The sequence below is a fragment of the Streptomyces sp. NPDC026522 genome, from assembly GCF_055567555.1.
In genome coordinates this window covers 801724-826685 of the sequence record NZ_JBVHQF010000002.1, presented here as the reverse complement: position 1 = coordinate 826685, position 24962 = coordinate 801724, and the positions used below count along the sequence as shown (strand labels likewise).

21 protein-coding genes are annotated in these 24962 nt (G+C 72.6%); 7 read left to right on the top strand and 14 right to left on the bottom strand.

Annotated features, from left to right (window positions below):
* Positions 1-245: 245 nt before the first annotated feature.
* Positions 246-1574: a (2,3-dihydroxybenzoyl)adenylate synthase gene (locus tag ACZ4M3_RS08355; protein ID WP_467730792.1), complete on the bottom strand. Its 1329-nt coding sequence runs from the start codon at positions 1572-1574 to the stop codon at positions 246-248.
* Between the two features lie 731 nt (positions 1575-2305).
* On the opposite strand from ACZ4M3_RS08355, the gene ACZ4M3_RS08350 reads away from it, so the two are divergent.
* From ACZ4M3_RS08350 to ACZ4M3_RS08340, 3 genes are all read left to right on the top strand, one after another.
* Positions 2306-2806 carry a DinB family protein gene (locus ACZ4M3_RS08350; protein WP_467730791.1) on the top strand — a complete coding sequence of 167 codons (501 nt, stop codon included), beginning with the start codon at positions 2306-2308 and terminating at the stop codon, positions 2804-2806.
* 105 nt (positions 2807-2911) lie between these two features.
* Entirely contained in the window at positions 2912-5029 is a 2118-nt protein-coding gene (locus tag ACZ4M3_RS08345; RefSeq protein WP_467730790.1) for a penicillin acylase family protein, read from the top strand.
* Positions 5026-5619 (top strand): GNAT family N-acetyltransferase, encoded by a 594-nt coding sequence (locus tag ACZ4M3_RS08340; RefSeq protein WP_467730789.1) that lies wholly within the window; start codon positions 5026-5028, stop codon positions 5617-5619. The genes ACZ4M3_RS08345 and ACZ4M3_RS08340 overlap by 4 nt, the downstream gene beginning before the upstream one ends.
* Here the strand turns inward: ACZ4M3_RS08340 and ACZ4M3_RS08335 are convergent.
* Positions 5597-6385, bottom strand: a complete 789-nt coding sequence (locus tag ACZ4M3_RS08335) for an alpha/beta fold hydrolase (protein ID WP_467730788.1) — start codon at positions 6383-6385, stop codon at positions 5597-5599. The genes ACZ4M3_RS08340 and ACZ4M3_RS08335 overlap by 23 nt on opposite strands.
* A gap of 157 nt (positions 6386-6542) precedes the next feature.
* Between ACZ4M3_RS08335 and ACZ4M3_RS08330 the strand changes: the two genes are divergently transcribed.
* On the top strand, positions 6543-6737 hold the full coding sequence (locus ACZ4M3_RS08330) for a helix-turn-helix domain-containing protein (RefSeq protein WP_467730787.1): 195 nt from the start codon (positions 6543-6545) through the stop codon (positions 6735-6737).
* A gap of 73 nt (positions 6738-6810) precedes the next feature.
* Positions 6811-8547 (top strand): protein kinase domain-containing protein, encoded by a 1737-nt coding sequence (locus ACZ4M3_RS08325; protein ID WP_467730786.1) that lies wholly within the window; start codon positions 6811-6813, stop codon positions 8545-8547.
* 91 nt (positions 8548-8638) lie between these two features.
* Here ACZ4M3_RS08325 and gatB read toward each other — a convergent pair whose 3' ends face one another.
* The 10 genes from gatB to ACZ4M3_RS08275 form a co-directional block, all read right to left on the bottom strand.
* Positions 8639-10147: an Asp-tRNA(Asn)/Glu-tRNA(Gln) amidotransferase subunit GatB gene (gene gatB, locus ACZ4M3_RS08320; protein WP_467730785.1), complete on the bottom strand. Its 1509-nt coding sequence runs from the start codon at positions 10145-10147 to the stop codon at positions 8639-8641.
* Positions 10148-10162: 15 nt separating this feature from the next.
* Positions 10163-10408: a hypothetical protein gene (locus ACZ4M3_RS08315; RefSeq protein WP_136214541.1), complete on the bottom strand. Its 246-nt coding sequence runs from the start codon at positions 10406-10408 to the stop codon at positions 10163-10165.
* A complete protein-coding gene (gene gatA / locus ACZ4M3_RS08310) occupies positions 10405-11904 on the bottom strand; it encodes an Asp-tRNA(Asn)/Glu-tRNA(Gln) amidotransferase subunit GatA (protein WP_467730784.1) in 1500 nt (499 codons plus the stop codon). Before gatA ends, ACZ4M3_RS08315 begins: the two co-directional genes overlap by 4 nt.
* A gap of 5 nt (positions 11905-11909) precedes the next feature.
* A complete protein-coding gene (gene gatC / locus ACZ4M3_RS08305) occupies positions 11910-12206 on the bottom strand; it encodes an Asp-tRNA(Asn)/Glu-tRNA(Gln) amidotransferase subunit GatC (RefSeq protein ID WP_010984178.1) in 297 nt (98 codons plus the stop codon).
* A gap of 374 nt (positions 12207-12580) precedes the next feature.
* Positions 12581-14776 (bottom strand): putative bifunctional diguanylate cyclase/phosphodiesterase, encoded by a 2196-nt coding sequence (locus ACZ4M3_RS08300; RefSeq protein ID WP_467730783.1) that lies wholly within the window; start codon positions 14774-14776, stop codon positions 12581-12583.
* A gap of 387 nt (positions 14777-15163) precedes the next feature.
* Positions 15164-17374 (bottom strand): NAD-dependent DNA ligase LigA, encoded by a 2211-nt coding sequence (ligA, locus tag ACZ4M3_RS08295; protein ID WP_467730782.1) that lies wholly within the window; start codon positions 17372-17374, stop codon positions 15164-15166.
* Positions 17375-17404: 30 nt separating this feature from the next.
* The gene (locus tag ACZ4M3_RS08290) at positions 17405-18400 is read right to left on the bottom strand and encodes a methionine synthase (RefSeq protein ID WP_467730781.1); all 996 of its coding nucleotides are present in this window, start codon (positions 18398-18400) and stop codon (positions 17405-17407) included.
* Positions 18397-19086, bottom strand: a complete 690-nt coding sequence (locus ACZ4M3_RS08285) for an SDR family oxidoreductase (RefSeq protein ID WP_467730780.1) — start codon at positions 19084-19086, stop codon at positions 18397-18399. The genes ACZ4M3_RS08290 and ACZ4M3_RS08285 overlap by 4 nt, the downstream gene beginning before the upstream one ends.
* A gap of 64 nt (positions 19087-19150) precedes the next feature.
* Positions 19151-19495 (bottom strand): DUF1330 domain-containing protein, encoded by a 345-nt coding sequence (locus ACZ4M3_RS08280; RefSeq protein ID WP_467730779.1) that lies wholly within the window; start codon positions 19493-19495, stop codon positions 19151-19153.
* A gap of 88 nt (positions 19496-19583) precedes the next feature.
* Positions 19584-20564 (bottom strand): GlxA family transcriptional regulator, encoded by a 981-nt coding sequence (locus ACZ4M3_RS08275; RefSeq protein ID WP_467730778.1) that lies wholly within the window; start codon positions 20562-20564, stop codon positions 19584-19586.
* Between the two features lie 144 nt (positions 20565-20708).
* Here ACZ4M3_RS08275 and ACZ4M3_RS08270 point away from each other — a divergent pair, with 144 nt between their 5' ends.
* Positions 20709-21632, top strand: coding sequence for an NADP-dependent oxidoreductase (locus ACZ4M3_RS08270; protein ID WP_467730777.1), 924 nt, complete (start codon positions 20709-20711; stop codon positions 21630-21632).
* Positions 21633-21668: 36 nt separating this feature from the next.
* Here the strand turns inward: ACZ4M3_RS08270 and mnmA are convergent, their stop codons facing one another.
* Complete coding sequence (gene mnmA / locus ACZ4M3_RS08265) at positions 21669-22802, bottom strand: tRNA 2-thiouridine(34) synthase MnmA (protein ID WP_467730776.1); 1134 nt, start codon at positions 22800-22802, stop codon at positions 21669-21671.
* Positions 22803-22870: 68 nt separating this feature from the next.
* On the opposite strand from mnmA, the gene ACZ4M3_RS08260 reads away from it, so the two are divergent.
* Positions 22871-23524: an N-acetylmuramoyl-L-alanine amidase gene (locus ACZ4M3_RS08260; protein ID WP_467730775.1), complete on the top strand. Its 654-nt coding sequence runs from the start codon at positions 22871-22873 to the stop codon at positions 23522-23524.
* Here the strand turns inward: ACZ4M3_RS08260 and ACZ4M3_RS08255 are convergent.
* The gene (locus ACZ4M3_RS08255; protein WP_467730774.1) at positions 23517-24680 is read right to left on the bottom strand and encodes a cysteine desulfurase family protein; all 1164 of its coding nucleotides are present in this window, start codon (positions 24678-24680) and stop codon (positions 23517-23519) included. The genes ACZ4M3_RS08260 and ACZ4M3_RS08255 overlap by 8 nt on opposite strands.
* Positions 24681-24962 lie beyond the last annotated feature (282 nt).

Here is a 24962-nt window from a genome sequence, read left to right as displayed (position 1 = left end):
GGAGCCCCAGGAAGCCCCGAGCGCAGCGAGGGGGCCCACCCACGGCGCCGCAGATCGCTACGCGCTCCTCCCGTCACGGCGCCTGCGGCCCGCCACGGGCTGGGCATAAGCCGCCACTGATCGCTACACGGCTGACGTGCCCTGGCGTCGAACCCGTCGACATCGGCCGCCAGGACAGGTCAGGGGTCGGGTCCAGGTGCTGGCGGGCATCCCGGAGGTTCGACCGGCGACCCGGCCGGACCAGGTCAGGACTTGGTTCGGCCGGTCACCACCAGGTTGCCGTCTGGGGTGCGCCGGGCGAGGGTGCCGGTGCGGAAGTAGCCGTCGGCCGTGAAGGAGCGTGCGTTGTGGTCGGGCGCCCGGTAGTAGCCGCGCACCGTGTAGGGGCCGCGGACGAGGAGCTCGCCGGGCTCCCCGTCGGGCACGTCCTCGCCGTCGGCGTCGACGAGGCGCATCTCGTCGTCAGGTGAGAGCGGGCGGCCCTGCGTGGTGGGCACGTCGTCCGGCCGGGTGAGCGTGAGCAGCCCCTCGGCCGTGCCGAAGACCTGCTGCACGCGGCAGCCCAGCTCGGGACCTATCCGCTCGGCGGTCGCCCCGTCCGGGGGCGCACCGCCGAGTTGGACGAGACGCAGGCTGCTCACGTCGGCCCGGACGGTGGGAAGCGCGTCGAGCCAGAGCCGGGCGACGGCGGGTACCACCGACGTGATGGTGACCCGCTCCCGTTCGATGACCGGCAGGCACTCGGCGGGTCCCGGGTCCTCGACCAGGACGACGGTGCCACCGGTGGAGAGGATGCCGACGATGCCCGGGCAGCCGAAGGTGAGGTTGAACTCGGCTGGGGACGCGGCGAGATAGACGTCGTTCTCGGTGAGCGACACCAACTCGGCGGCGGCCCGCGCCTGGTACTCGTAATCGTTGTGGGTGCGCGGGACGATTCGGAGCTCCGCGGCGTCGGCGATCAGGAACGCCATCTGGTCGGCGCGCTGCGCGAGCGGTGGTCCGGGCGGGGCGTCGAGTGAGCCCAGTGAGCTGTACTGACAGCCCGCCGGGTCCGTCGTGAGACCGCCGTACGGGGACGAGGTGCCCGGCGCCTCACAGGTGAACACCCGCCGCAGGAAGGGTGTTCGAGCCGCGATGTCCGCGACCATCGCGGTGTGGTCGAAGCCCTGGTACGTCGAGGGGCCGACGTAGCCGACGGCCTGGGTGACCTGCACGACGTGGGACACCTCGGAGGCACGGTGCGAGACCGGGCAGAACACGGGGACGAGACCGGAGCGCATCAGCGCGAACGCGGTGACGACGAACTCGGGCACGTTCGGCAGTTGGACCACGACCCGCTGCCCGGGCCGAAGGCCGCGCAGCCGGAAGCCGGCGGCCATGCGGTCCACGCGCCGGTTCAGGGCCGCGTACGTGATGCGGGTGGCGCCGTGCACCAGCGCGGTTCGCGGTCCGTACTGCAGGGCCCGGCCGCGCAGAAAGCTGTCGAGCGGGTAGCCGCGCCAGTGGCCGGCCGCCCAGTAGCGGTCGACGAACTCCTCGGGCCAGGGCGTGCAGCCGTTGAGCGTGGTGGGCATTCGCCTCCTTCTGCGCGGCTTCGGTGGCGCCGGTGCGTCGGCGCCGCCGGGGGCAATCCAATCCGTCAACTTTGCTGGCGGCAATGCGCTTTCCGACCCATCGCTGCGGTGTGCCGTCGGTGGAAAGCCCAATGCGGGCCGCGGACGCCGTCTGGCGGGGGCGCGTAGCGATCGGTCGCGGCCCATTCCCAGCCGATGACGGGCTGATCGACGCCAGGTGAGGTGAGCCGCGTAGCGATCGGTGGCGGCCCATTCCCAGCCCGTGGCGGGCCGCGGACGCCGTCCCGGAGGAGCGCGTAGCGATCTGCGGCGCCGGTGGGTGGGCCCCCTCGCTGCGCTCGGGGCTTCCTGGGGCTCCGCCCCAGACCCCGCGCCTCAATCGCCGGCGGGGCTGGACGGTGGACCCGAAGAGCCCGGCCGTTCTTCGGGGGCTTCCCGGCAGTCTTTGGCTTTTCGGGGCGGGACGGACAGTCAAGGGTGGCCGAAGGCCATCGCGCAGCGACGCGACGACGAGGAACGAGGAGGAGCGCCCTTGACGGGCCGGCACGACACGAAAGGACAGTGGACTGACGGGAAACCCCCAGCACCCCACCGACACCGCCCGAGTGCACCCCGCACCCGGACCCCCAGCACCCCACCACCCCCGCCCAAGGGCACCCCGCCCCCCGAAGCCCCCCTTCCCCAGCAAAACCCCCTTCCCTCCCCCACCCCCCGCGCCGCAAGATCCGTACATGGAACCCATCGACCCTCCCCTCACCGGCGGCGAGCGCGAGAGCCTGCGCAGCTATCTCGACTACCACCGCGCCATCCTCGCCGGGAAGTGCCGCGACCTCTCCGACGAAGACCTGCGCCGGCAGGCGTCGCCTCCCTCGACCCTGTCCTTGCTCGGGCTCGTGCGGCACATGGCCGAGGTCGAGCGGCATTGGTTCCGGCGCACGATCGGTGCCACCGACGTCCCGCACGTGTGGTCCGACCGGCATGACTTCCAGGCCGCCTACGACGCCTCCGCCGCCACCCGCGCCGAAGCCTTCGGGGCCTGGGAGGCGGAGGTCGAGCACTCCCGGGCCGTCGAAGCCGCCGCAGAGTCCCTCGACGTCAGGGCCTACGTCACCAAGTGGGATGAGGAGGTCTCGCTCAGGTTCGTGATGCTGCACATGATCCACGAGTACGCCCGCCACAACGGTCACGCCGACTTCCTCCGCGAGGCGATCGACGGCACCGTCGGCGACTGAACCCGGGCCACGGGCCCCGGGCTCCGCCCTCACCCCACCCCCTATAGTTGGCTCGACAGTTAGGACAGCCTTACCTAAACAATCCACCACCGGGGGAGCCCCAGCATGACCAGCCCGACCGCCGCAGACGGCTCCACCACCGACCCCGCCCCCCACGGCGTCTACCGCGACCCCTGGGGCGTCCCCCACCTCCGTGCCCGCGACCACCTCCGCCTCGCCCACGCCCAGGGCCGCGTCACCGCCCGCGACCGGGCCTGGCAGGTGGAGGTGGAGCGGCACCGCGCCCAGGGGTCGAGCGCCGCGTTCCTCGGGCCCGGGGCCGTCGCCTGGGACCGCTTCGCGCGCCAGGCCCGGCTCGACGACACCGCGCGCCGCTGCCACGAGGCCCTCGACCCGCAGACCTCCGCCTGGGTGCAGGCGTACGTGGACGGCGTCAACGAAGCCCTCGCCGAAGGCGCCGCCCGCGACGAGCGGTTCGCGCGCACCGGGCACCGTCCCACCCCCTGGGAGCCCTGGGTACCGCTCTCCATCTGGATCGCCACCCACATCCTCTTCGCCGGCTTCGCCACCAAGCTCTGGCGCGAGCGCGTCGCCCGCGCCCTCGGCGACGACGCCGTCACCCTGTTCGCCACCGACGGCCCCGGCACCGCCGGCAGCAACGGCTGGCTCGTCCCCGGGGAGCGCACCGCCACCGGCGCGGCGATCATCGCCGGGGACCCCCACCGGTTCATCGAGGACCCCGGGGTCTACCAGCAGATACGTCTCTCCTGCACCGAGTACGACGTCCTCGGCCTCGCCGTCCCCGGCGTCCCCGGCCTCGCCCACTTCGGCCACACCGGCAGCGCTGCCTGGGCCATCACCAACGCCATGGCCGACTACCAGGACCTGTACGTCGAGCAGTTGCGCCCGGCAGCCCCCACCGACGCCGCAGCCCACACCGACGGCGAGACCGTCGAGGCGCTGGGGCCGGACGGCGTCTGGGAGGCCGTCCACCGGCACACCGAGACCATCACGGTCGCCGGCGCCGACCCCGTCACCGTCGAGGTGCTGGAAACCGCGCGCGGCCCGGTCATCACCGACACCGCCACCGCGGAGCAGACCCTCTCCCTGCGCTACCCGCCCCGGGTCCGCCGCGACCTCGGCTTCGCCGCCCTCCCCGCACTGCTGCGCGCCCGTACAGTCGCCGACATCGACCGCGCCCTCGATGGCTGGGCCGAGCCCGTCAACGTCGTCCACGCCGCCGACACCGAGGGCGGCCTGCTGCACCGCGTCGCCGGAGCCGTCCCGCGGCGCGACCCCGCCAACCGGCTGCGCCCCGTGCCCGCCTGGGACGCTCGGTACGCCTGGCGGGGCTGGGCGGCGACCCCCGCCGAGCCGGTCCAGGGCTTCGCCGTCATGGCGAACGCGCGCGGCATCGCCTCCCCGCTCGGCGTGGAGTTCGCGCCCCCGCACCGGGCCAACCGCATCCGCGAGCTGCTCTCCGGCTCGGCCGACTGGTCCCCGGGGGCGATGGCCGACGTACACCGGGACACCCACCTGGCCTCGGCGGAACCCCTGCTGGCCCTGCTGCCGGGGCTCGACGGCCTCTCCCCCGACGCGGCGCGACTGCGCGAACGCCTGCTCGCCTGGGACCGGCGCATGGCGGCCGACTCCACCGACGCCACCGTCTTCGCGGCCTTCCGGACCGCGACCGTACGCCGCTTCGCCGCCGACCCGGTCTTCGCCGGCCTGGCCGAGGCGCCCGCCGGCCCGGAGGTGTTCCACCCCTGGCTGTACCTCGTCCCGCGCGTCGGCTACGCCCTGGAAGGCCTGCTGGCCACCACGCTCCTTCCCGGCCTGGACCGCGCCGCGCACGTCCGCGCCGCCCTGGAGGCGACCGCGGCCGCGCACACCGCCGACACGCCCTGGTCGGAGGTCCACCGGCTGGCCCCGTGGTCGGCGCTCCCGGACCCGGACGCCGAGTGGCCCGGCCTCGGCGGCGACCACGACTGCGTGAACGCCACCTCCTCCGTCCCCGGGTTCACCGACCTCACCGCCCGTGCGTCGGCGGCCCGTTACGTCTGGGACCTGGCCCGGCGCGAGGACAGCCGCTGGGCGGTCCCGCTGGGCGCGGACGGCGTGGCCGGCGCTCCCCACCACCGCGACCAGCTCCCCTTCTGGGCGCGCTGCGAACTCCTCCCCGTCGTCACCGACTGGGCCCGCCTCTCCAAGGAATCCGTATGACCACCTCCACCCGGCTGCCCGTGTTCACCCGCCCCGTCGAGGGCTTCGGCACCGTCACCCTCACCCCCCTCGACCCGGCCGCCGACTCCGCCCTGATCCACAGCTGGGTCACCGAGGAGCGGGCCCGTTTCTGGGGCATGGCCGGGGCGAGCCGCGAGCTGGTCCAGGAGATCTACGAGGACCTCGACCGCCGCACCACTCACCACGCCTTCCTCGTCCGCCGCGACGGGGTGCCGGTCGCGCTGTTCCAGACGTACGACTGCGCCGAGGACCGGATCAGCGAGTGCTACGAGGTGCGGCCGGGCGACGTCGGCATCCACCTGCTGCTCGGCCCCGCACAGGGGGCGCCGGAACACGGGTTCAGCTCGGCCCTGGTGGGCGTGTTCACGGCGTACCTGTTCTCCAATGTCGGCGCCCGCCGCCTGGTCGGTGAGCCGGACGTCCGCAACGGGAAGGTCATGGCCTTCCTGGAGCGCTCGGGCTTCGTCCTCGGCCCCGAGATCGAGCTGCCGGAGATCGACCTCCCCGAGGTCTGCCTCCCGGCGAAGAAGGCCCGTCTCGCCTTCCTCAGCGCCCCAGAAAACCGCTGATCAAGGCCGCCCACTCGGCCGGGCGTTCGGCGAAGGGCAGGTGGCCGGTGGGGAGTTCCGCGTACTGCGCCCCCGGGAGGGAGTCGGCGAGTTCCCGCTGGAGGTCGAGCGGTACGAGCCCGTCCTCGGTCGTCGCGATGACCAGGGCGGGTACGTCGATCCGCGCGAGGTCGGCGCGCAGATCGGCGCCCTTGATCAGCTCGACGTGGTCCCCGCTGCCGGGCGGGACGGATGCCGCGGTGGCCCGCACCAGCTCTTCCAGCTGGGCGGGGCTGAGCGCTTCCAGCGTTCGGGCGCCGAGGGCGAGCGGGGTCAGGAAGCGCGCGAGCAGCTCGTCCTCACCCCGCGCGGCCAACGCCGACCAGAGGTCGGCGACGAGCCCCAGCCGGTTCCCGGCGCGGGCGAAGGTCGCGGTGAGGACGAGGGCGGTGACCCGCTCGGGGTACCGGGCGGCCAGCCGGACGGCGACGTTACCGCCCAGCGAGTAGCCGAGCACCGCGAACCGCTCCAGCCCCTCGGCGTCGGCCGCAGCCACCAACTGGTCGGCCAGTACGTCGAGTTCCAGCGGCTGGGTGGCGCGCGGCGTCCCGCCGCTCCCCGGGTAGTCGACCCCGACGACGCTGTACGCGGCGGCCAGGTCGTCCAGAATCGCCCCGAAGTTGGATTCGACGGATCCCCCGCCGCCGTGAGCGAGCAGCAGCCCGGGGCCACCGCTCTGCTTGCGGACGGTACGGGCGTAGGGGGCGGTCGTCGCGGTGGCGGACATGGGTACACCTCGGCATTTCCGTAGCGGTCGTTGCAGATTGAACCGTACCCTATTTCAGTAGCGTTCACTACAGAAATATGACCGGGGCGCTGGTACATGCCTTTTGTGCGGGTGCCGTAGGGGTGATACGGGGGTCGGCGGAAGCCCGCCGGGGGATGTGACCGGCAAGCCCAAAAGCAACAGGCCTCAGAAGAACGCCTCTTCGAAGGTCGTCGGCGTCCTCCTGGCCCACCACCGCAAGCGCGCCCTGCTCACCCAGCAGCAGCTGGCCGACCTGGTCTTCTGTGACGTCGAGTCAATCGCCCCGGTGGAACAGGGCAGCTGGGCCGCGTTCGTCTCGGCGGCAAACTGACCGTTCCGATTGACCGTGTGATTCAGGCCACGCCAGACTGATCCCCACGCAAACCAGTGCCGCTGGGGGGAAATTGACCAGCCAGGATCTGCACATCGGACCGGATTCCGCACCCGACCGCTATCGGTTGCTCCGGTCCATCGGGCGCGGCGGGGAGGCTGTCCTCTACCTCGCCGAGATCGAGCTCGCGGGCGGTCGCGAACCGGTGGTCGTCAAGGTGCTCGACTCCAAGACGACCATCACGCCCGACGTCTTCGACCGGATCAGCCAGAAGTGGAACGAGCAGGCGGAGCTGCTCCGCTTCGTGCACCGGCCCGGTGTCGTCGGCGTCCGGGAGCACTTCGAAGGGCCGCCGATCCACCGCCCCGGGGAGTCCGGGACCCTGACCGGGCGGGCCCTCGTACTCGTCATGAACCACGTCGACGGTCTCGACCTGCGCGACTGGCGGGCCGAGCGGACCCTCACCAGCGCCGCCGAGCGGCGCGAGGTCATGCGCACGCTGGAGCAGCTGGCCGACGTACTGGACTGGCTGCACTCGGGGAAGGCGACCCCGTCCGGGCGGCAGGTCATCCACGGTGACCTCTCCCCCGGCAACGTCATGGTCGACGCCCACGGGCAGGCGACCCTGGTGGACTTCGGACTGAGCAAGCTCACCGCCGACCACCAGACGGCCGAGGTGTGGTTCACCCCGGGCTACGCGGCCCCCGAGGTCTTCGACGGCAAGCGGACTCCGGGGACGGACCGGTACGCCTTCGGGGCCATCGCGTACTTCCTGCTGAGCGGAGAATCCCCGCCCAGCTCACCGGAGCAGCTGGCCCGGGCCGTGCAGGCGCTGCCGCAGATCGCGGTGCTGGACGCCGAGCAGCGCAGCCGGATCACCGCGATCTACGCCTACGACCCCGCCGAGCGGCCGGTGAACCTGGCCGGCTGGATGAAGGACGTGCGGCACGCCGTGGTGTCCACCACCAGCTCCACCTCCCAGCGCGCCACGGCCGTCCAGGACGCCGCACCCGGCGCGGTTCCGCCCAGGCCGGTGGTGGCGCCGGTCGTCCCACCAAAGCCCGCGAGCCCGCCTCCCGCACCCGCCCCGTCCACGCCCACGTACGCCCTGCACGCCACCCCGCCCCCGGAGCCGACGGGCAGCAGGCCGGGGAAGAAGAAACGGGCCGGGCTGGTCCTGGGCTCGGTGGCCGCCGTGCTGGTCATCGCCGCGCTCGCGGTGATCGGCGTACAGCTGCTGAACAAGAACGACGACAAGGGGCGGGACCAGGCGGCCTCGAACGGCAAGGCGGAGAGCACCGCCTCCGACGAGGCCACCGCGGAGGAGACCCCGACGCCCACCCCGTCGGAGAGCGAGAGCACGGATCCCACGGCCGACCCCACCGCCTCCGGCACGGCCCCGGCGGGCATCGCGGCGAACATCAAGGCGGCCGACCTGACCGTCATGACGCCCGTCTCCGACCTGGGCAACTTCAAGGTCGGCGCGGCGAAGATCAACACCAAGCAGTACGGGGCCGCCTTCATCGCGCAGCCCGACTGCAACGACGAGGCCGTGACGGAGTTCGACCTCAACCGGGAGTGGAAGCACCTGGACTTCACCGCCGGCATCGACGACGGCTCCTTGCAGCAGAAGGGGCGGGTCACCATCTCGCTCGACGGTCAGCCCGCGGCCTTCTCCGAACTGGTGGAGCTCGGGAAACCGATCACCAAATCGGTGGACGTGAACGGCGCCCTGCGGCTGCGCGTCAAGGTGGACATGGGCTGCGACAACGGCACCGTGGTGATCGCCGCCCCGCAGCTGACGCGCTGAACCGAAAAGGCGGCCCCGCACCGAAAAAGGCGGCCCCGCACCGGAATTCCGGTGCGGGGCCGCCTTCGCGTACGGGACCTGCGTACGGGGTCTACTCCGAGACGCCCAGCCGTTCCAGGATGAGCTCCTTGACGCGCGCCGCGTCCGCCTGGCCGCGGGTGGTCTTCATGACCGCGCCGACCAGGGCGCCCACCGCGGCGATCTTGCCGCCGCGGATCTTGTCCGCGATGGCGGCGTTGCCCGCGATGGCCTCGTCCACGGCCGCGCCCAGCGCGCCCTCGTCCGAGACGACCTTGAGGCCGCGCTTGTCGACCACCTCGTCCGGGGTGCCCTCGCCGGCGAGGACGCCTTCGATGACCTGGCGGGCCAGCTTGTCGTTGAGCGAGCCCTCGGCGACCAGCGCCGCGACCCGGGCGACCTGCGCCGGGGTGATGGGCAGTTCGTCCACGGAGACGCCCTGCTCGTTGGCGTTGCGGGCCAGCTCGCCCATCCACCACTTGCGCGCGGCGGCCGAGTCGGCGCCCGCCTCGACCGTGGCGACGATGGAGTCCACCGCGCCCGCGTTGAGGATCGACTGCATGTCGTGCTCGCTCACGCCCCACTCCTCGCGGAGCCGGTTGCGGCGCACGCGCGGCATCTCGGGCAGGGTGGCGCGCAGTTCCTCGACCCAGTCGCGGGCCGGGGCGACGGGGACCAGGTCGGGCTCCGGGAAGTACCGGTAGTCCTCGGCGTTGTCCTTGATGCGGCCGGCCGTGGTGGAGCCGTCCTCCTCGTGGAAGTGCCGGGTCTCCTGGATGATCGTGCCGCCGGAGGAGAGAACGGCCGCGTGGCGCTGGATTTCGAAGCGCGCCGCGCGCTCCACGGAGCGCAGCGAGTTGACGTTCTTGGTCTCCGAGCGGGTGCCGAACTTCTCGGTGCCGTTCGGGCGCAGCGACAGGTTCACGTCGCAGCGCATCTGGCCCTTGTCCATCCGGGCCTCGGACACGCCGAGGGCCTTGATGACCTCGCGCAGCTCGGCGACGTACGCCTTGGCGACCTCGGGGGCCCGCTCGCCCGCGCCCTCGATGGGCTTGGTGACGATCTCGATGAGCGGGATGCCGGCGCGGTTGTAGTCCAGCAGGGAGTGGGACGCGCCGTGGATACGGCCGGTGGCGCCGCCGACGTGCAGCGACTTGCCGGTGTCCTCCTCCATGTGGGCGCGCTCGATCTCCACGCGGAAGATCTCGCCGTCCTCCAGCTGGACGTCCAGGAAGCCGTTGAAGGCGATCGGCTCGTCGTACTGGGAGGTCTGGAAGTTCTTCGGCATGTCCGGATAGAAGTAGTTCTTCCGGGCGAAGCGGCACCACTCCGCGATCTCGCAGTTCAGCGCGAGGCCGATCTTGATGGCCGACTCGACGCCGATCGCGTTGACGACCGGGAGCGCGCCGGGCATGCCGAGGCACACGGGGCAGGTCTGCGAGTTGGGCTCGGCGCCCAGCTCGGTCGAGCAGCCGCAGAACATCTTGGTCCTGGTGCCGAGCTCGACATGGACCTCCAGGCCCATGACGGGGTCGTACGACGCGAGGGCGTCCTCGTACGACAGCAGTTCGGTGACGGTCACAGTGAAACTTCCCTCTCAGCCCAGCAGGACGTCGTCGTCGCCGAGGCGCTTCAGCTCGCGGTACAGGATCGCGAGGCCGGTGACGATGGCGGCGGCGGACACAACGGCGTCGACCAGCTTCAGCGTGTCGTTCTCGGTGCGGGCCTTCTTGGCCTGCTTGATCACGCTGATGGCACCGAAGGCGGTGGTGCCGATCGACAGGTACGTACCGGACTTGGACTTCTTGAAGCCCTTGGCCTTGGACAGTGCGCTACCACTCACAGCGACGGAGCCTCCTCAAGCAGCGGGTGACCCCAGCGCTCCGTGAAGGCGGCCTCGACGGCGGCACCGACCTTGTACAGCCGGTCGTCCTTCATGGCGGGGGCGATGATCTGCAGTCCGACCGGCAGGCCGTCCTCGGGTGCCAGGCCGCAGGGGAGCGACATGGCGGAGTTGCCGGCCAGGTTGGTCGGGATGGTGCACAGGTCGGCGAGGTACATCGCCAGGGGGTCGTCGGTGCGCTCGCCGATCGGGAAGGCGGTGGTCGGGGTCGTCGGGGAGACGATCACGTCGACCTGCTCGAAGGACTTCTCGAAGTCCTTCGAGATCAGCGTGCGGACCTTCTGGGCGGAGCCGTAGTACGCGTCGTAGTAGCCGGAGCTGAGCGCGTACGTACCGAGGATGATGCGGCGCTTGACCTCGTCGCCGAAGCCCGCTTCGCGGGTCAGGGCGGTGACGTCCTCGGCGGACAGGGTGCCGTCGTCGCCGACGCGCAGGCCGTAGCGCAGACCGTCGAAGCGGGCCAGGTTCGAAGAGGCCTCGGACGGGGCGATCAGGTAGTACGCGGCCATGGCGAGGTCGAAGGACGGGCAGTCCAGCTCGACGATCTCGGCGCCGAGCTCCTTGAGGAGCTCGACCGACTCGTTGAAGCGCTGGACGACTCCGGCCTGGTAGCCCTCGCCCGCGAACTGCTTGACCACGCCGACGCGCATGCCGGCGACGGAGCCGTTGCGGGCCGCTTCGACGACCGGCGGGACCGGGGCGTCGATGGAGGTGGAGTCCATCGGGTCGTGGCCGGCGATCACCTCGTGGAGCAGCGCGGCGTCCAGGACCGTACGGGCGCAGGGGCCGCCCTGGTCGAGGGAGGAGGAGAAGGCGACCATGCCGTACCGGGAGACCGAGCCGTACGTGGGCTTCACGCCGACGGTGGCCGTGACGGCGGCGGGCTGGCGGATGGAGCCGCCGGTGTCCGTGCCGATGGCGAGGGGCGCCTGGAAGGCGGCGAGGGCCGCGGCGGAGCCGCCGCCGGAGCCGCCGGGGATGCGGGTGAGGTCCCAGGGGTTGCCGGTGGGGCCGTAGGCGCTGTTCTCGGTGGAGGACCCCATGGCGAACTCGTCCATGTTGGTCTTGCCGAGGATGACGACGTCGGCTTCCTTGAGCTTGCGCGTCAGGGTGGCGTCGTAGGGCGGGATCCACCCTTCGAGCATCTTCGAGCCGACGGTGGTCGGGATCCCGACGGTCGTGAAGATGTCCTTGAGGGCGAGCGGTACGCCGGCCAGCGGGCCGAGCTTCTCGCCGCGCTCGCGCTTGGCGTCGACGGCGCGGGCCTGGGCCAGGGCGCCTTCGCGGTCGACGTGGAGGAAGGCGTGGACCTTCTCGTCGGTCGCCTCGATGCGGGCCAGGTGGGCCTCGGTGACCTCGACGGCCGTGAGCTCGCCGGAGGCGATCTTCTCGGCGGTCTCGGCGGCGGTGAGCTTGGTGATGATGGTGTCAGCCATGGTTGTTAGTCCTCCCCCAGGATCTGCGGCACCTTGAAACGCTGCTGCTCCTGGGCGGGAGCGCCGGAAAGCGCCTGCTCGGGGGTGAGCGACGGACGGACCTCGTCCGCGCGCATGACGTTGGTCAGCGGCAGCGGGTGGGAGGTCGGCGGGACGTCTTGGTCGGCGACCTCGGATACGCGGGCGACCGCGCCGATGATGTCGTCGAGCTGTCCGGCGAAGTGGTCCAGCTCTTCGGCCTTGAGCTCCAGACGTGCCAGCCGAGCGAGGTGGGCGACCTCCTCGCGCGTGATGCCAGGCATGCAGCGATCCTCTGGGGGTGGTGAGTGTGTAGGTTTCGCTGCCAATCCTATGGGGCGGGGGGCCGGAGCCACTAAACGGTTTGGCGTCCGGGGCCGTCGGCGTCCGCTGCGCGCCGCCCGTCGGGCCCTGCCCGGACCCGCGCGGGGGCTCCGCCCCGGACCCTGCGCCTCAAACGCCGGCGGGGCTGAGTTGCCCGGCGGCCCGGGGCGTGCACCGGGCCGGCGCCCCCGGTCCTCGCTACCGGGACACGCCGGGCGACACCAGCCCCGCCGGCGATTGAGGCGCCGGGGCCCGGGCCGGGCTCCGGGGGCCCGCCGGGCGAAACCAGCCCCGCCGGCGATTGGGGCGCGGGATCCGGGGCGGAGCCCCGGGGTCAGGAGGCCTGGGGTTCCTGGGTCGCGGCGGCGGCGAGTTCGGCCGTGATGTCCGCCGGGCGGCGCCAGCCGCGTTCGCCGCGGGCCAGCAGCCAGGCCGTGGCCTCCTGCGGGGGCATCGCGGCGGCGACCAGCCAGCCCTGGACGGCGTCGCAGCCCAGGTCCCGCAGCCGCTCCCAGGTCTCGTCGTCCTCGACGCCCTCGGCGACGACCAGCAGGCCCAGCGAGTGCGCGAGGTCCACGGTGCAGCGGACGATCTCGGCGTCCTGGGCGTCCACGGCCAGCCGCGCCACGAACGAGCGGTCGATCTTGAGCTCGCTGACCGGCAGCCGCCGCAGGTGCACCAGGGAGGAGTAGCCGGTGCCGAAGTCGTCCAGGGACATCTTCACCCCGTGGCCGGTCAGCCCGGCCATGGTGTCCGCAGCCCGCTGGGGGTCCTCCAGCAGCACGTGTTCCGTTATCTCCAGCTGGAGGCCGCTCGCCGGAACCCCGTGCCGGGCCAGTCTGGCGGCCACGGCTCCGGCGAAGCCCGGGGTGTGCACGTCGCGCGGCGAGACGTTCACGGCGACCGGTACCTCCAGACCCTGGGCCCGCCAGCGGGCCACCTGGGCGAGGGCCGTCTCCAGGACGTACTCCGTGAGGTGCGGCATCAGGCCGGAGGTCTCCGCGATCGCGATGAACTCGTCCGGGGAGACCCGGCCGCGCTCGGGGTGGACCCAGCGCACCAGCGCTTCGAGGCCGGCCACCTTTCCGTCGAAGCGGACCTTCGGCTGGTAGTGGAGTTCGACCTCGCCCGCGTCCAGCGCCCGCCGGAGGTCACCGAGGAGGCCGAGCCGGTCGGGCGTGTTGCTGTCGCGCTTGGACTCGTACACCTCGACGCCGGTGCGGTCCCGCTTGGCCTGGTACATGGCGACGTCGGCGCGCCGCAGCAGGCCTTCGGCGTCGAGGGCGTGGTCGGGGAAGACGGCGAGGCCGGCGCTGGCCTCCAGGACGAGGGTGAGTCCGTCCAGGTCGAGCGGGGAGCTGAGCTCGGAGACCAGGTTGCGGGCGACCCGCTGGGCGCTGGTGGTGGAGTCGGCGAGGGGCAGCAGGACGGCGAACTCGTCGCCGCCGAGGCGGGCGGCCTCGGCGTGCGGCGGGAGCGCCTGCCGCAGCCGTTCGGCGATCTGGAGGAGCAGCCGGTCCCCGGCGAGGTGGCCGAGGGTGTCGTTGACGGCGCGGAAGCGGTCCAGGTCGATGAGGACGAGGGCGGAGCGGGTGCCCAAACGTTCAGCCTCGTCCAGCGCCGCCCAGGTGCGCTCCAGCAGCCACTGCCGGTTGGGCAGACCGGTCAGCGGGTCGCGCAGCTGTTCCTCGGCGCGGGCGCGGGCGATCCACAGGGTGGAGTCCAGTGCGATGAGCGGTACGGCGAACAGCGGCAGCAGGACGGGCTGGTTGCCGGCGACGACGCAGATCAGCGGGGCGATGCCGAGCAGCGCGGCGGCGACCAGTGCCTGCCGCAGCAGGGCGGTGCGGGCGACGGTGGGCAGTCCGGCGCCGCGCGGGGCGAGCGCGAACCACAGCACGCACCGGGTCACCAGCAGGTAGGCGAGGGCGACCAGGACCACCTCGGGGATCGCCGCCAGGCCCCAGGTGGCGGGCAGCCAGGGGACTTCCACGGTCGGTGTCTGGCCGAAGGCCGCCAGGACGAGGGCGCCCGCGCCGATGCCGAGGATGTCGGCGGAGCCGTGCAGCAGGCCCTGGCGCCAGCGGTGGCGGCGGGCGGCCCCGACCAGGGAGACCACTGCCAGCGAGACGAGCCCGGCGGGGACCCATCCGTAGAGGAGGAGCACGCCGAGGGTGAGCGCGGCCCCCGAGCCGGTTCCGCCCCACCAGCGGTCGCGGCCGAGTGCCACGAGGTGGCCGACGATGACCCCGGTGAGCAGGGCGAGGGCCCAGCCGACCGGGCCGCCGGGGAACAGGGCGTGACGGTCGGTCAGTGCCGTGACGACCCCTGCGGCGAGTACGGCGACGGCCAGGCCGACGACGGCGAAGGGCAGCACGGTGCGCTCGTGTGCGCCGCTCGTGCCCGCCCCGGTGCCGGGCGGGCGGGTGTCCGGTGTCCTGGCACCCAGGACACCGAGCCGGCCCGTCCGCATGGACGGGGGTTCCCCGCCGAATTCAGGTGACGGGTCGGCGCTTTCGGTGGGTTTCATGCCCGTCCCTCTCACAGCCGGCGATGCCGATGTCACGCGATGGCCCCTGTGTCATGCCACCACGGCTGAGAGTGCATCAGGCAGCCGTGCACGACAGGCGCACCCCTCAACAGTAGGACGCGAGAGGCTCCCAGGGGCAGCGGTCGGCGGTGGTTGCCCGAATGCGACCCAGCCATCCTCATCAGTACGGTATCCGCCGAACGGGTGAGTTTGGACCAGGACATCGGGGTCACCCATCCGATGATCCGACAGCTCACGGCCCTGCCACCAGCCTTGTACCGGCCGTTTGCCACTCGGTCCCGCGCGGGGCGTGCGCCCGCCCGTACGGCCGCACGCCACGCATCCGTTCGTCTTCGCCGCTGTCCCGGCGGGGGGTTCGTCCGGTTGTTACTCCGCTTCGGTGGCGCCGTCCACCGGGAGGGCTACGGCGCGCGCGGCGTCGGGCCCCTGCTCCAGCAGCACCGCGAAGCCCGCGTCGTCGAGGATGGAGAGTTTCAACTGGACGGCCTTGTCGTACTTCGAGCCCGGGTTCTCGCCGACGACGACGAAGGAGGTCTTCTTCGAGACCGAGCCGGTGACCTTGGCGCCCCGGCTCTGGAGGGCCTCCTTGGCTCCGTCGCGGGTGTGGCTCTGCAGGGTGCCGGTGACCACGACCGTCATGCCCTCCAGCGGCCGCGGCCCCTCCTGTTCGCCGGAACCTTCCTCCTCCATCCGGACACCGGCTTCGCGCCACTTGCGCAGGATCTCCTGGTGCCAGTCGACGGCGAACCACTCCTTGAGGGAGGCGGCGATGATCGCGCCGACCCCGTCGGTGGCGGCCAGTTCCTCTTCGGTGGCCTGCTCAATGCGCTCGATCGACCGGAACTCGCGGGCGAGGGCCTCGGCCGCGACGGGCCCGACGTGGCGGATGGACAGCCCGTTGATGATGCGGGCCAGCGGGCGGTCCTTGGCGGCCTCGATGTTCTGGAGCATCGCCAGGGCGTTCTTCTTCGGTTCGCCCTTCTGGTTGGCGAAGACCCTGACGATCTTCTCCTCGCCCGTCTTCGGGTCGCGCTTGGGCAGTCCGCTGTCCTGATCGAGCACGTACGCCTTGATGGGCAGCAGGTCCTCGATGGTGAGGGTGAACAGGTCTCCCTCGTCCAGCATCGGCGGGGAGGCCGGCTCCAGCGGTCTGGTCAGCGCGGCCGCGGCGACCTTGCCGAAGTTCTCGATGTCCAGGCACTGCCGGCCGACCAGGTAGAAGAGCCGCTCGCGCAGCTGCGCGGGGCAGGTCTGCCCGTTCGGGCAGCGCAGGTCGATGTCGCCTTCCTTCATCGGCCGCAGCGGCGAACCGCACTCGGGGCACTCGGCCGGCATCACGAACTCGCGCTCGGTGCCGTCGCGCAGGTCCACGACCGGGCCGAGGATCTCGGGGATGACGTCGCCCGCCTTGCGCAGTACGACGGTGTCCCCGATGAGCACGCCCTTGGCCTTGACGACCTCCTGGTTGTGCAGGGTCGCGAACTCGACCTCCGAGCCGGCCACGGTCACCGGCTCGACCTGGGCGTACGGGGTGACGCGCCCGGTGCGGCCGACGCCGACCTTGATGTCGACCAGCTTGGTGTTGACCTCTTCGGGGGCGTACTTCCAGGCGATGGCCCAGCGCGGGGCGCGCGCGGTGGAGCCGAGCCGCCCCTGGAGCGGGATCTCGTCGAGCTTGACGACCACGCCGTCGATCTCGTGTTCCACGGAGTGCCGGTTCTCGCCGAAGTAGGCGATGAACTCGCGGACCTCTTCGAGCGAGGAGACCACCTTGTTGTGCCGGGCGGTCGGCAGGCCCCACTCGCCGAGCAGTCCGTACGCCTGCGAGAGCTTGTCGATGTCGAAGCCCTCGCGGGCGCCGATGCCGTGCACGACCATGTGCAGCGGACGGGTCGCGGTGACCTTGGGGTCCTTCTGGCGCAGCGAGCCGGCCGCGGCGTTGCGCGGGTTGGCGAAGGGCTTGTCGCCCGCCGCGACGAGGCGGGCGTTGAGCTCCTCGAACTTCTCCATCGGGAAGAAGACCTCGCCGCGGATCTCCACCAGCGCCGGGATCCGCTCGCCCTTGAGGCGGTCGGGGATCTCGGCGATGGTGCGGACGTTGGGCGTGATGTCCTCGCCGGTGCGGCCGTCACCGCGGGTGGCGGCGCGGGTGAGGCGGCCGTTCTCGTAGGTGAGGTTGACGGCGAGGCCGTCCACCTTGAGTTCGCACAGGTAGTGGTGGTCGCCGGTGTTCACGTCCCGGGCGACCCGCTCGGCCCAGGTCGCCAGTTCCTCGTCATCGAAGGCGTTGTCGAGCGAGAGCATGCGCTCGCGGTGCTGCACGGAGGCGAAGTCCGTCTCGTACGCCCCGGCCACCTTCTGGGTGGGCGAGTCGGGGGTGCGCAGCTCCGGGTACTCCTCCTCCAGGGCCTCCAGCGAGCGCAGCAGCTGGTCGAACTCGGCGTCGCTGACGACCGGCTGGTCGTTCACGTAGTACCGGAAGCGGTGCTCCTCGACCTGCTCGGCGAGCAGCGCGTGCTGTTCGCGCACCGCCGCCGGTACCGTCGTGTCGCTTGCCTGCTTCTGTTCGGCTGCCATGCCGTGTCCTCCCGTGGCCCGTCTCGACCGTCACTCAGGGTTGTCGGCGAGCGACCTCGCCGCCCTGACGCAGTGCGCCTGTGCCGCGCGGGCGTAGGCGGGCGAGGCGCCCGCCAGACCGCACGACGGAGTGACCACGACGGACTCGGCCAGAGTCCCCGGGGCCAGCCCCAGCCTGCGCCAAAGCTTCCTGACACCCATGACGCTACCGCCCGGGTCTGACAACGGGGTGTCGGTGCCCGGCACCACTCCGGCGAAGAGTTTCAGGCCGTCTTCGACCGCTTCCCCGATGGCGTCGTCCTCGCGCTCGGTGAGCAAGGAGAAATCGAACGAAGCGCCCGTGGCGCCGGCCCGCCGCAGGAGCGCGAAGGGCACCTCGGGGGCGCAGGAGTGGACGATCACCTCTGCGCCGCCGACGGACTCGGTGACGGCGAACAGCTCGCGCAGCGTGCCCTCGACCACCTGCCGGTCGACCGCCCGGTAGGTGCGGTAGCCGCTCGCGGAGCGGACCCGGCCGAGCAGCACGGCGGTCAGCGACGGCTCGTCGAACTGGAGCACGATGTCGGCACCGGGCACCCGCCGGCGTACGTCGGCGAGGTGCTCGCGCAGGCCCTCGGCGAGGGATCCGGCGAGGTCACGGCAGGCGCCGGCGTCCTGGAGCATGGCCTCGCCGCCGTGCAGTTCCAGGGCGGCGGCCAGGGTCCACGGTCCGACGGCCTGGATCTTGAGCTTGCCCCGGTAGCCCTGGGTGAACTCCTCCAGGGCGTCCAGGTCCTCGCCGAGCCAGGACCGGGCGCGCCTGGTGTCGCGGCCGGGGCGGTCGCTGATCCGCCAGCCGCTGGGTTCGACGTGGGCGTACATGTCCACGAGCAGCCCGAGCGTGCGGCCGATCATGTCCGCGCCGGGCCCGCGGGCCGGCAGTTCGGGGAGGTACGGGAAGTCCTCGAAGGAGCCCGTGGCGGTCCTGGCGGCTTCGCGGGCGTCGCCGCCGGGCAGCGAGCCGACGCCGGTGGCGTTCGCGGTCATCGGCCGGGCCTCACGGACAGGTCGTTGACCTCGGCGTCGCGGGGCAGGTCGACGGCCATGACGATGGTGGTGGCCACCGACTCGGGGTCGATCCAGGCGGCCGGGTCGTACTCCTTGCCCTCCTGCGAGTGCACCTTGGCCTGCATGGGGCTGGCGGTGCGGCCGGGGTAGACGGAGGTGACGCGGATGCCGTGCGGCTTCTCCTCGGCGCGCAGGGAGTCGGCGAGCGCCTTGAGGCCGTGCTTGGAGGCGGCGTAGGCGCTCCAGTCCGCGTGCGCGTTGAGTCCGGCGCCGGAGTTCACGAAGACGACGGTGGCGTGCGAGGCGCGCAGGGTGGGCAGCAGCAGGCGGGTGACCTCGGCGGGGGCGATGAGGTTGACGTTGAGCTGCTGGTGCCAGGTCTTGGGGCGCAGGTCCCCGACCGGGCCGAGGTCGACGATGCCGGCGATGTGCAGGAGGGAGTCGATCCGCTCGGGGACCGCCTGCTTGGAGAAGGCCCAGGAGAGCCGGTCGGGGTCGGCGAGGTCGCCGACGAGTGCGCGGGCGCCGGGGTAGCGGTCGGTGAGCTGCCTGGCGCGGCCGGCGTCGCGGGCGAGCAGGACGAGGTCGTCGCCGCGCGCGTGGAGGCGGGCGGCGACGGCGGCGCCGATGCCGGATCCGGCACCGGTGATCAGGTGAGTAGCCATGTGGCCATGCTCGCACCCCGGAGGGAGCCGTCGTCCTCCCCGGGGTCCGCCGGGGACGGCCCGGTCAGAGGCCGGCGGCCGCGCGCAGTCCGGCGGCGGTCTTGCGGGCGTCGTAGCCCGGCGGGACGCCATCGACCAGGATGATCTCGCCGGGGACGTGGCGGGTGCGGAGCGGGATGAGGGCCTGGTAGGCGGGGGACGCGTACCAGGCGCGGGCCCGCTCGATGTCCGGGAAGCCGATCACGACGAGCGTGCCGGGGAACGTGCCTTCCATGACCTCCACCTCGGCCCCGTGGACGAGGAAGCGGCCGTCGAACGGGTCCATGGTGGCCTGGATCTCCTCGATGTAGCGCAGGATCTCCTCGTTCATGCTCCCGGGACCCAGGTGGCCGACGGCGTACGCGGTCATGGCTTTCTCCCCTCGCGGCCGGCCCGGTGGTCCGGGCCGTTGACCCGATCCTGCCAAGCCGCGGCCGGTACGGCGATTACCTCCGAGGTCATGCCTCCACGAGGGCCGGGCGGTAGGTGCGCCGGTAGGCGATCGGGGAGATGCCCAGGGTGGCCCGCATGTGCTGGCGCAGGGAGTTGGCGGAGCCGAAGCCGGAGCGGTGGGCGACGAGGTCGACGGGCAGGTCGCTGGATTCCAGCAACTGCCGGGCCAGGTCCAGGCGCTGGCCGGTGAGCCACTGGACGGGGGTCATGCCGACCTCGTCGCGGAAGCGCCGGGTGAAGGTGCGCAGGCTCATCCTCGCGTGCGCGGCCAGCTCGGCGAGGGTGAGCGGCTGGGCGAGCCGTTCCAGGGCCCAGGCCCGGGTGGCGGTGGTCGTGGCGACGGTGGGTTCGGGCACCGGCCGGTCGATGTACTGGGCCTGTCCGCCGTCGCGCCACGGGGGTACGACGCACAGCCGCGCGGCGCGGTTGGCGACGGCGGTGCCGTGGTCCGCGCGCACCAGGTAGAGGCAGAGGTCGATGCCGGCGGCGACCCCGGCGGAGGTGAGGACGTCGCCGTCGTCGACGAAGAGCACGTCCTCGTCGAGCTTGACGCGCGGGAAGGCCCGCTGGAACGCGGGGGCGTGCACCCAGTGGGTGGTGGCGGGCCGGCCGTCGAGCAGTCCGGCGGCGGCGAGCACCTCGGAGCCGGTGCAGATGGACACGATGCGGGTGCCGGGGCGGATGGCCGCGAGGGCGGCGGCGAGGGCCGCGGGCAGGGGTTCGCCGCGCAGCAGCCCGGGCATGGCGTGGGTGGGCGGGATGATCACGGTGTCGGCCGCGGTGAGGGCCTCGGGGCCCGCGCCGACGCCGACGGTGAAGCCCGCGTCGCTGGCGACGGGGAGGCCGTCCGCGGTGCAGACGGTGACCTCGTAGAGGGCGTCGCCGTCCTCGCTCAGGGCGTTGCCGAAGACGCGGGACGGCATGCCGAGCTCGAAGGGGGCGACACCTTCGAGGGCGAGTACGGCGATTCGATGCAAAGCGGGCATGGCCAGATCCTGTCACATGGTGGCCGTACGGCCAACACCATCGGGCGCGGCGAGCAGCCAAGCTGGTGCCACGGGCCGGAACGACCGGCCCCGAGCACCACAGAACGCAACAGGGCGCAACAGAGCGCTACGAAGGAGACAGTCATGCGCGCGGTCGTCGTCAGCCAGTGGGGTGGCCCCGAGGTTCTCACCGAGGTCGAGGCCGAGCGGCCCGAGCCGGGTCTGAACGAGATCCTCGTGCGGGTCCACGCGGCCGGCGTGAACCCGGTGGACTTCAAGACCCGTGCCAGTGGCGCCCTCATCGGCTGGGGCGACGTCCCGATGGTCGGCTGGGACGTCTCGGGCACCGTCGAGGCGGTCGGCCCGGGCGTGACGCTGTACCGCGCGGGCGACGAGGTCTACGGCATGCCGAACTTCCCGCGCCAGGCGGGCGGCTACGCCGAGTACGTGGTCGCCCCGGCCCGGCACTTCGCACCGAAGCCCGCCTCCCTGGACCACGTGCAGGCGGCGGCTCTCCCGCTGGCCGCGCTGACCGCCTGGCAGGCGCTGGTGGACACGGCCGGGCTGCGCGCCGGGCAGCGGGTCCTGGTGCACGCGGCGGCGGGCGGGGTCGGCCACCTGGCCGTGCAGATCGCCAAGGCGCGCGGCGCGCACGTGATCGGCACCGCCAGCGCGGGCAAGCACGAGCTGCTGCGCGAGCTGGGCGCGGACGAGGTCGTCGACTACCGGACCACCGACTTCGAGGACGCCGTCTCCGATGTGGACGTCGTGCTCGACGCGGTCGGCGGGGACCTCGGGCAGCGCTCGCTGAAGGTGCTCAAGCAGGGCGGACACCTGATCACCCTGCCGGGCCCGGACGGCCTCCCGGAGGACCCGCAGGGCGTGCACGCCGCCTGGATGCTCGTGGAGCCGGACCTCCGCGGCCTGCTGGAGATCGCCGCGCTGGCCGACGCGGGCAAGCTCCGCGTGGTCATCGACACGGTGCTGCCGCTGGAGCAGGCGGCGAAGGCCCACGAGATCGGCGAGCAGGGCCGGACCACCGGCAAGATCGTCCTGACGGTGGCCTGAGCGGCCGGCCGGGTGGGCCCGGCGGACCGGGCCGGCTCAGACGCTCGCGGCGGCCCGGGCGGTGGTGGCGATGGTGGCGGAGCCGACCACGCGCGTGCCGTCGTAGAGCACGATCGCCTGGCCGGGGGCCACGCCGCGCACCGGCTCCGTGAAGGAGACCCGCAGCTCGTCGTCCACGACCTCGGCGAACACCTCGGTCTCGCCGCCGTGGGCGCGCAGCTGTGCGGTGTACGTGCCCGGGGCGGCCGGGGTGGAGCCGCACCAGCGGGGGCGGATGGCGGTGAGGGCGCTGACGTCGAGTGCCTCGACGGGGCCGACGGTGACGGTGTTGTTCACCGGCGAGATGTCCAGGACGTAGCGCGGCTTGCCGTCGGCGGCCGGGTGCCCGATGCGCAGGCCCTTGCGCTGGCCGATGGTGAAGCCGAAGGCGCCGTCGTGGCTGCCGATCTTCTCGCCGGTCGCGCCGTCCACGATGGCGCCCTCGGCCTTGCCCAGCCGGCTCGCGAGGAAGCCCTGGGTGTCGCCGTCGGCGATGAAGCAGATGTCGTGGCTGTCGGGCTTCTTCGCCACGGCCAGGCCGCGGCGCTCGGCCTCGGCGCGGATCTCGTCCTTGGTCGTGAGCGTGTCGCCGAGCGGGAAGAGGGCGTGGGCCAGCTGCTTCTCGTCGAGGACGCCGAGCACGTACGACTGGTCCTTGGCCATGTCGGAGGCGCGGTGCAGCTCGCGCGTCCCGTCCTCGTTCAGTACGACGGTGGCGTAGTGGCCGGTGCACACGGCGTCGAAGCCGAGGGCGAGGGCCTTGTCGAGCAGCGCCGCGAACTTGATCTTCTCGTTGCAGCGCAGGCACGGGTTGGGGGTGCGCCCGGCCTCGTACTCGGCGATGAAGTCCTCCACGACGTCCTCGCGGAAGCGCTCGGCGAGGTCCCAGACGTAGAAGGGGATGCCGATGACGTCGGCGGCGCGCCGGGCGTCGCGGGAGTCCTCGATGGTGCAGCAGCCGCGGGCGCCGGTCCGGAAGGACTGCGGGTTCGCGGAGAGCGCGAGGTGGACGCCGGTCACCTCGTGCCCGGCTTCGACCGCGCGGGCGGCGGCGACGGCGGAGTCCACGCCGCCGGACATGGCGGCCAGTACGCGGAGGGGGCGGGGGGTGCGCGGCAGGTTCTCAGTCATAGCACCGTCCAGGGTACGGGGGAACCGCCCGGGGTCACAGCGCGTTGTCAGGAGCGGGGGGGGATCACATGGGGAGCAGGGGCAGGACCCGCAGGGCCGTGCTGTTCGGGGGGCTCGGGATCTTCGCGGTGGCGGCGGTCGCCGGGCGGGAGGAGCTCGGGCGTGCCTGGTGGATGCTTCCGGGGGTGTCCGCGCCGCGCAAGGAGGGGGAGCTGGACCACGCGGGCGCGAGCTGGACGGCGGCCTCGCCGGCGAACTGGCGGAGGGCGGACCGGCCGGACGACTACCGGGTGGACCGGATAGTCGTCCATGTCACACAGGGCAGTTTCGAAACCTCGGTGGATGCCTTCAAGAACCCCTGGCACAAGGCGTCGGCGCACTACATAGTCCGCCAGGACGGGCATGTGGAGCAGATGGTCCGCGAGCTGGACGTGGCCTTCCACGCCGGGAACCGCTCGATGAACGAGCGCAGCATCGGCATCGAGCACGAGGGCTTCATAGACCGGCCGCAGGACTTCACGGACGCGATGTACGCGGCGTCGGCCCGGCTGGCGGCGGACGTCTGCCGCCGGTACGGCATACCCGTCGACCGCAAGCACATCCTGGGTCACTCCGAGGTCCCGGGTACCGACCACACCGATCCCGGCCCCCTGTGGGACTGGGACCGGTACCTGCGCATGGTCGGCGAGGCCCTGCGGGAGGACACGGCCAGGCCTAGCTGAGGCCCGCCGTGCGGGCGCGGGCCACGGCGGGGCCGATGGCGGCGGCCACGGCGGTGATGTCCTCCTTGGTGGAGGTGTGGCCGAGGGAGAACCGCAGGGTGCCGCGGGCCAGCTCGGGATCGGTTCCGGTGGCGAGCAGGACGTGGCTGGGCTGGGCCACGCCGGCGGTGCAGGCCGAGCCGGTGGAGCATTCGATGCCCTGGGCGTCGAGGAGCAGCAGCAGCGAGTCGCCCTCGCAGCCGGGGAAGCTGAAGTGGGCGTTGGCGGGCAGCCGCTCGGCGGGGTCTCCACCGAGGACGGCGTCGGGCACTTCCCGCAGTACGGCGGCGATCAGCTCGTCGCGCAGGGCGCCGATCCGGGTGGCGAAGTCCTCGCGCCGCTCGGCGGCGAGCACTGCGGCGACGGCGAAAGCGGCGATGGCGGGCACGTCGAGGGTGCCGGAGCGGACGTGCCGCTCCTGGCCGCCGCCGTGCAGGACGGGTACGGGGCTCTGGTCGCGGCCGAGCAGCAGCGCGCCGATGCCGTAGGGGCCGCCGACCTTGTGCCCGCTGACCGTCATGGCGGCGAGGCCGCTGTCGCCGAAGCGGACGTCGAGCTGTCCGAAGGCCTGGACCGCGTCGGAGTGCAGGGGGATGCCGGACTCGCCCGCGATCGCGGCGAGTTCGCGGACCGGCAGGACGGTGCCGATCTCGTTGTTCGCCCACATAACGGTGGCGAGGGCGACGTCGTCGGGGTTGCGTTCCACCGCTTCCCGGAAGGCCTCGGGGTGTACCCGCCCGTACCGGTCCACGGGCAGGTACTCGACGCGGGCGCCCTCGTGCTCGGCGAGCCAGTGGACGGCGTCGAGGACGGCGTGGTGCTCGACGGGGCTGGTGAGGACGCGGGTGCGGGCGGGGTCCTGGTCGCGGCGGGCCCAGTAGAGGCCCTTGACGGCGAGGTTGTCGGCCTCGGTGCCGCCGGCGGTGAAGACCACCTCGCTCGGGCGCGCGCCGAGGGCTTCGGCGAGTGCCTCGCGCGCCTCCTCGACGGTGCGGCGGGCGCGGCGGCCGGCGGCGTGCAGGGAGGACGCGTTACCCGTGGCGGCGAACTGCGCGGTCATCGCCGCAGCCGCCTCCGGCAGCATCGGCGTGGTTGCGGCGTGATCGAGGTAGGCCATGATCCCCCGATTCTACGAGCCCCCCACCACCCCCACCCCCTCCGGGCCCCGAGCCACCCCGCGGCCCGCGCTTCCACCGTTCCGCGGGCCGCCGGGCCGCCGCGCCGCCAGGTGTGCTCCGCCCGGGCCCCCGTGCCCCGGACTCCCCCGCCCCCTCCTGGCGGGCCTCCTCGCGGGGCCGGCTGTGCCCGGTGTCAAGCGACCGGTACACCTCGGCTACGGCCACCGCCGGACGGAGTCCGGTGCAGCGGCCCGAAGCCCGGGAGGCCCTCCAGGGCCGAG

Excerpts from the sequence above, each read along its gene's own strand:
- ACZ4M3_RS08355 (WP_467730792.1), bottom strand. The coding sequence starts at position 1,574 with ATGCCCACCACGCTCAACGGCTGCACGCCCTGGCCCGAGGAGTTCGTC.
- ACZ4M3_RS08350 (WP_467730791.1), top strand. The coding sequence starts at position 2,306 with ATGGAACCCATCGACCCTCCCCTCACCGGCGGCGAGCGCGAGAGCCTG.
- ACZ4M3_RS08345 (WP_467730790.1), top strand. The coding sequence starts at position 2,912 with ATGACCAGCCCGACCGCCGCAGACGGCTCCACCACCGACCCCGCCCCC.
- ACZ4M3_RS08340 (WP_467730789.1), top strand. The coding sequence starts at position 5,026 with ATGACCACCTCCACCCGGCTGCCCGTGTTCACCCGCCCCGTCGAGGGC.
- ACZ4M3_RS08335 (WP_467730788.1), bottom strand. The coding sequence starts at position 6,385 with ATGTCCGCCACCGCGACGACCGCCCCCTACGCCCGTACCGTCCGCAAG.
- gatA (WP_467730784.1), bottom strand. The coding sequence starts at position 11,904 with ATGGCTGACACCATCATCACCAAGCTCACCGCCGCCGAGACCGCCGAG.
- gatC (WP_010984178.1), bottom strand. The coding sequence starts at position 12,206 with ATGCCTGGCATCACGCGCGAGGAGGTCGCCCACCTCGCTCGGCTGGCA.
- ACZ4M3_RS08300 (WP_467730783.1), bottom strand. The coding sequence starts at position 14,776 with ATGAAACCCACCGAAAGCGCCGACCCGTCACCTGAATTCGGCGGGGAA.
- ligA (WP_467730782.1), bottom strand. The coding sequence starts at position 17,374 with ATGGCAGCCGAACAGAAGCAGGCAAGCGACACGACGGTACCGGCGGCG.
- ACZ4M3_RS08290 (WP_467730781.1), bottom strand. The coding sequence starts at position 18,400 with ATGACCGCGAACGCCACCGGCGTCGGCTCGCTGCCCGGCGGCGACGCC.
- ACZ4M3_RS08285 (WP_467730780.1), bottom strand. The coding sequence starts at position 19,086 with ATGGCTACTCACCTGATCACCGGTGCCGGATCCGGCATCGGCGCCGCC.
- ACZ4M3_RS08280 (WP_467730779.1), bottom strand. The coding sequence starts at position 19,495 with ATGACCGCGTACGCCGTCGGCCACCTGGGTCCCGGGAGCATGAACGAG.
- ACZ4M3_RS08275 (WP_467730778.1), bottom strand. The coding sequence starts at position 20,564 with ATGCCCGCTTTGCATCGAATCGCCGTACTCGCCCTCGAAGGTGTCGCC.
- ACZ4M3_RS08270 (WP_467730777.1), top strand. The coding sequence starts at position 20,709 with ATGCGCGCGGTCGTCGTCAGCCAGTGGGGTGGCCCCGAGGTTCTCACC.
- mnmA (WP_467730776.1), bottom strand. The coding sequence starts at position 22,802 with ATGACTGAGAACCTGCCGCGCACCCCCCGCCCCCTCCGCGTACTGGCC.
- ACZ4M3_RS08260 (WP_467730775.1), top strand. The coding sequence starts at position 22,871 with ATGGGGAGCAGGGGCAGGACCCGCAGGGCCGTGCTGTTCGGGGGGCTC.
- ACZ4M3_RS08255 (WP_467730774.1), bottom strand. The coding sequence starts at position 24,680 with ATGGCCTACCTCGATCACGCCGCAACCACGCCGATGCTGCCGGAGGCG.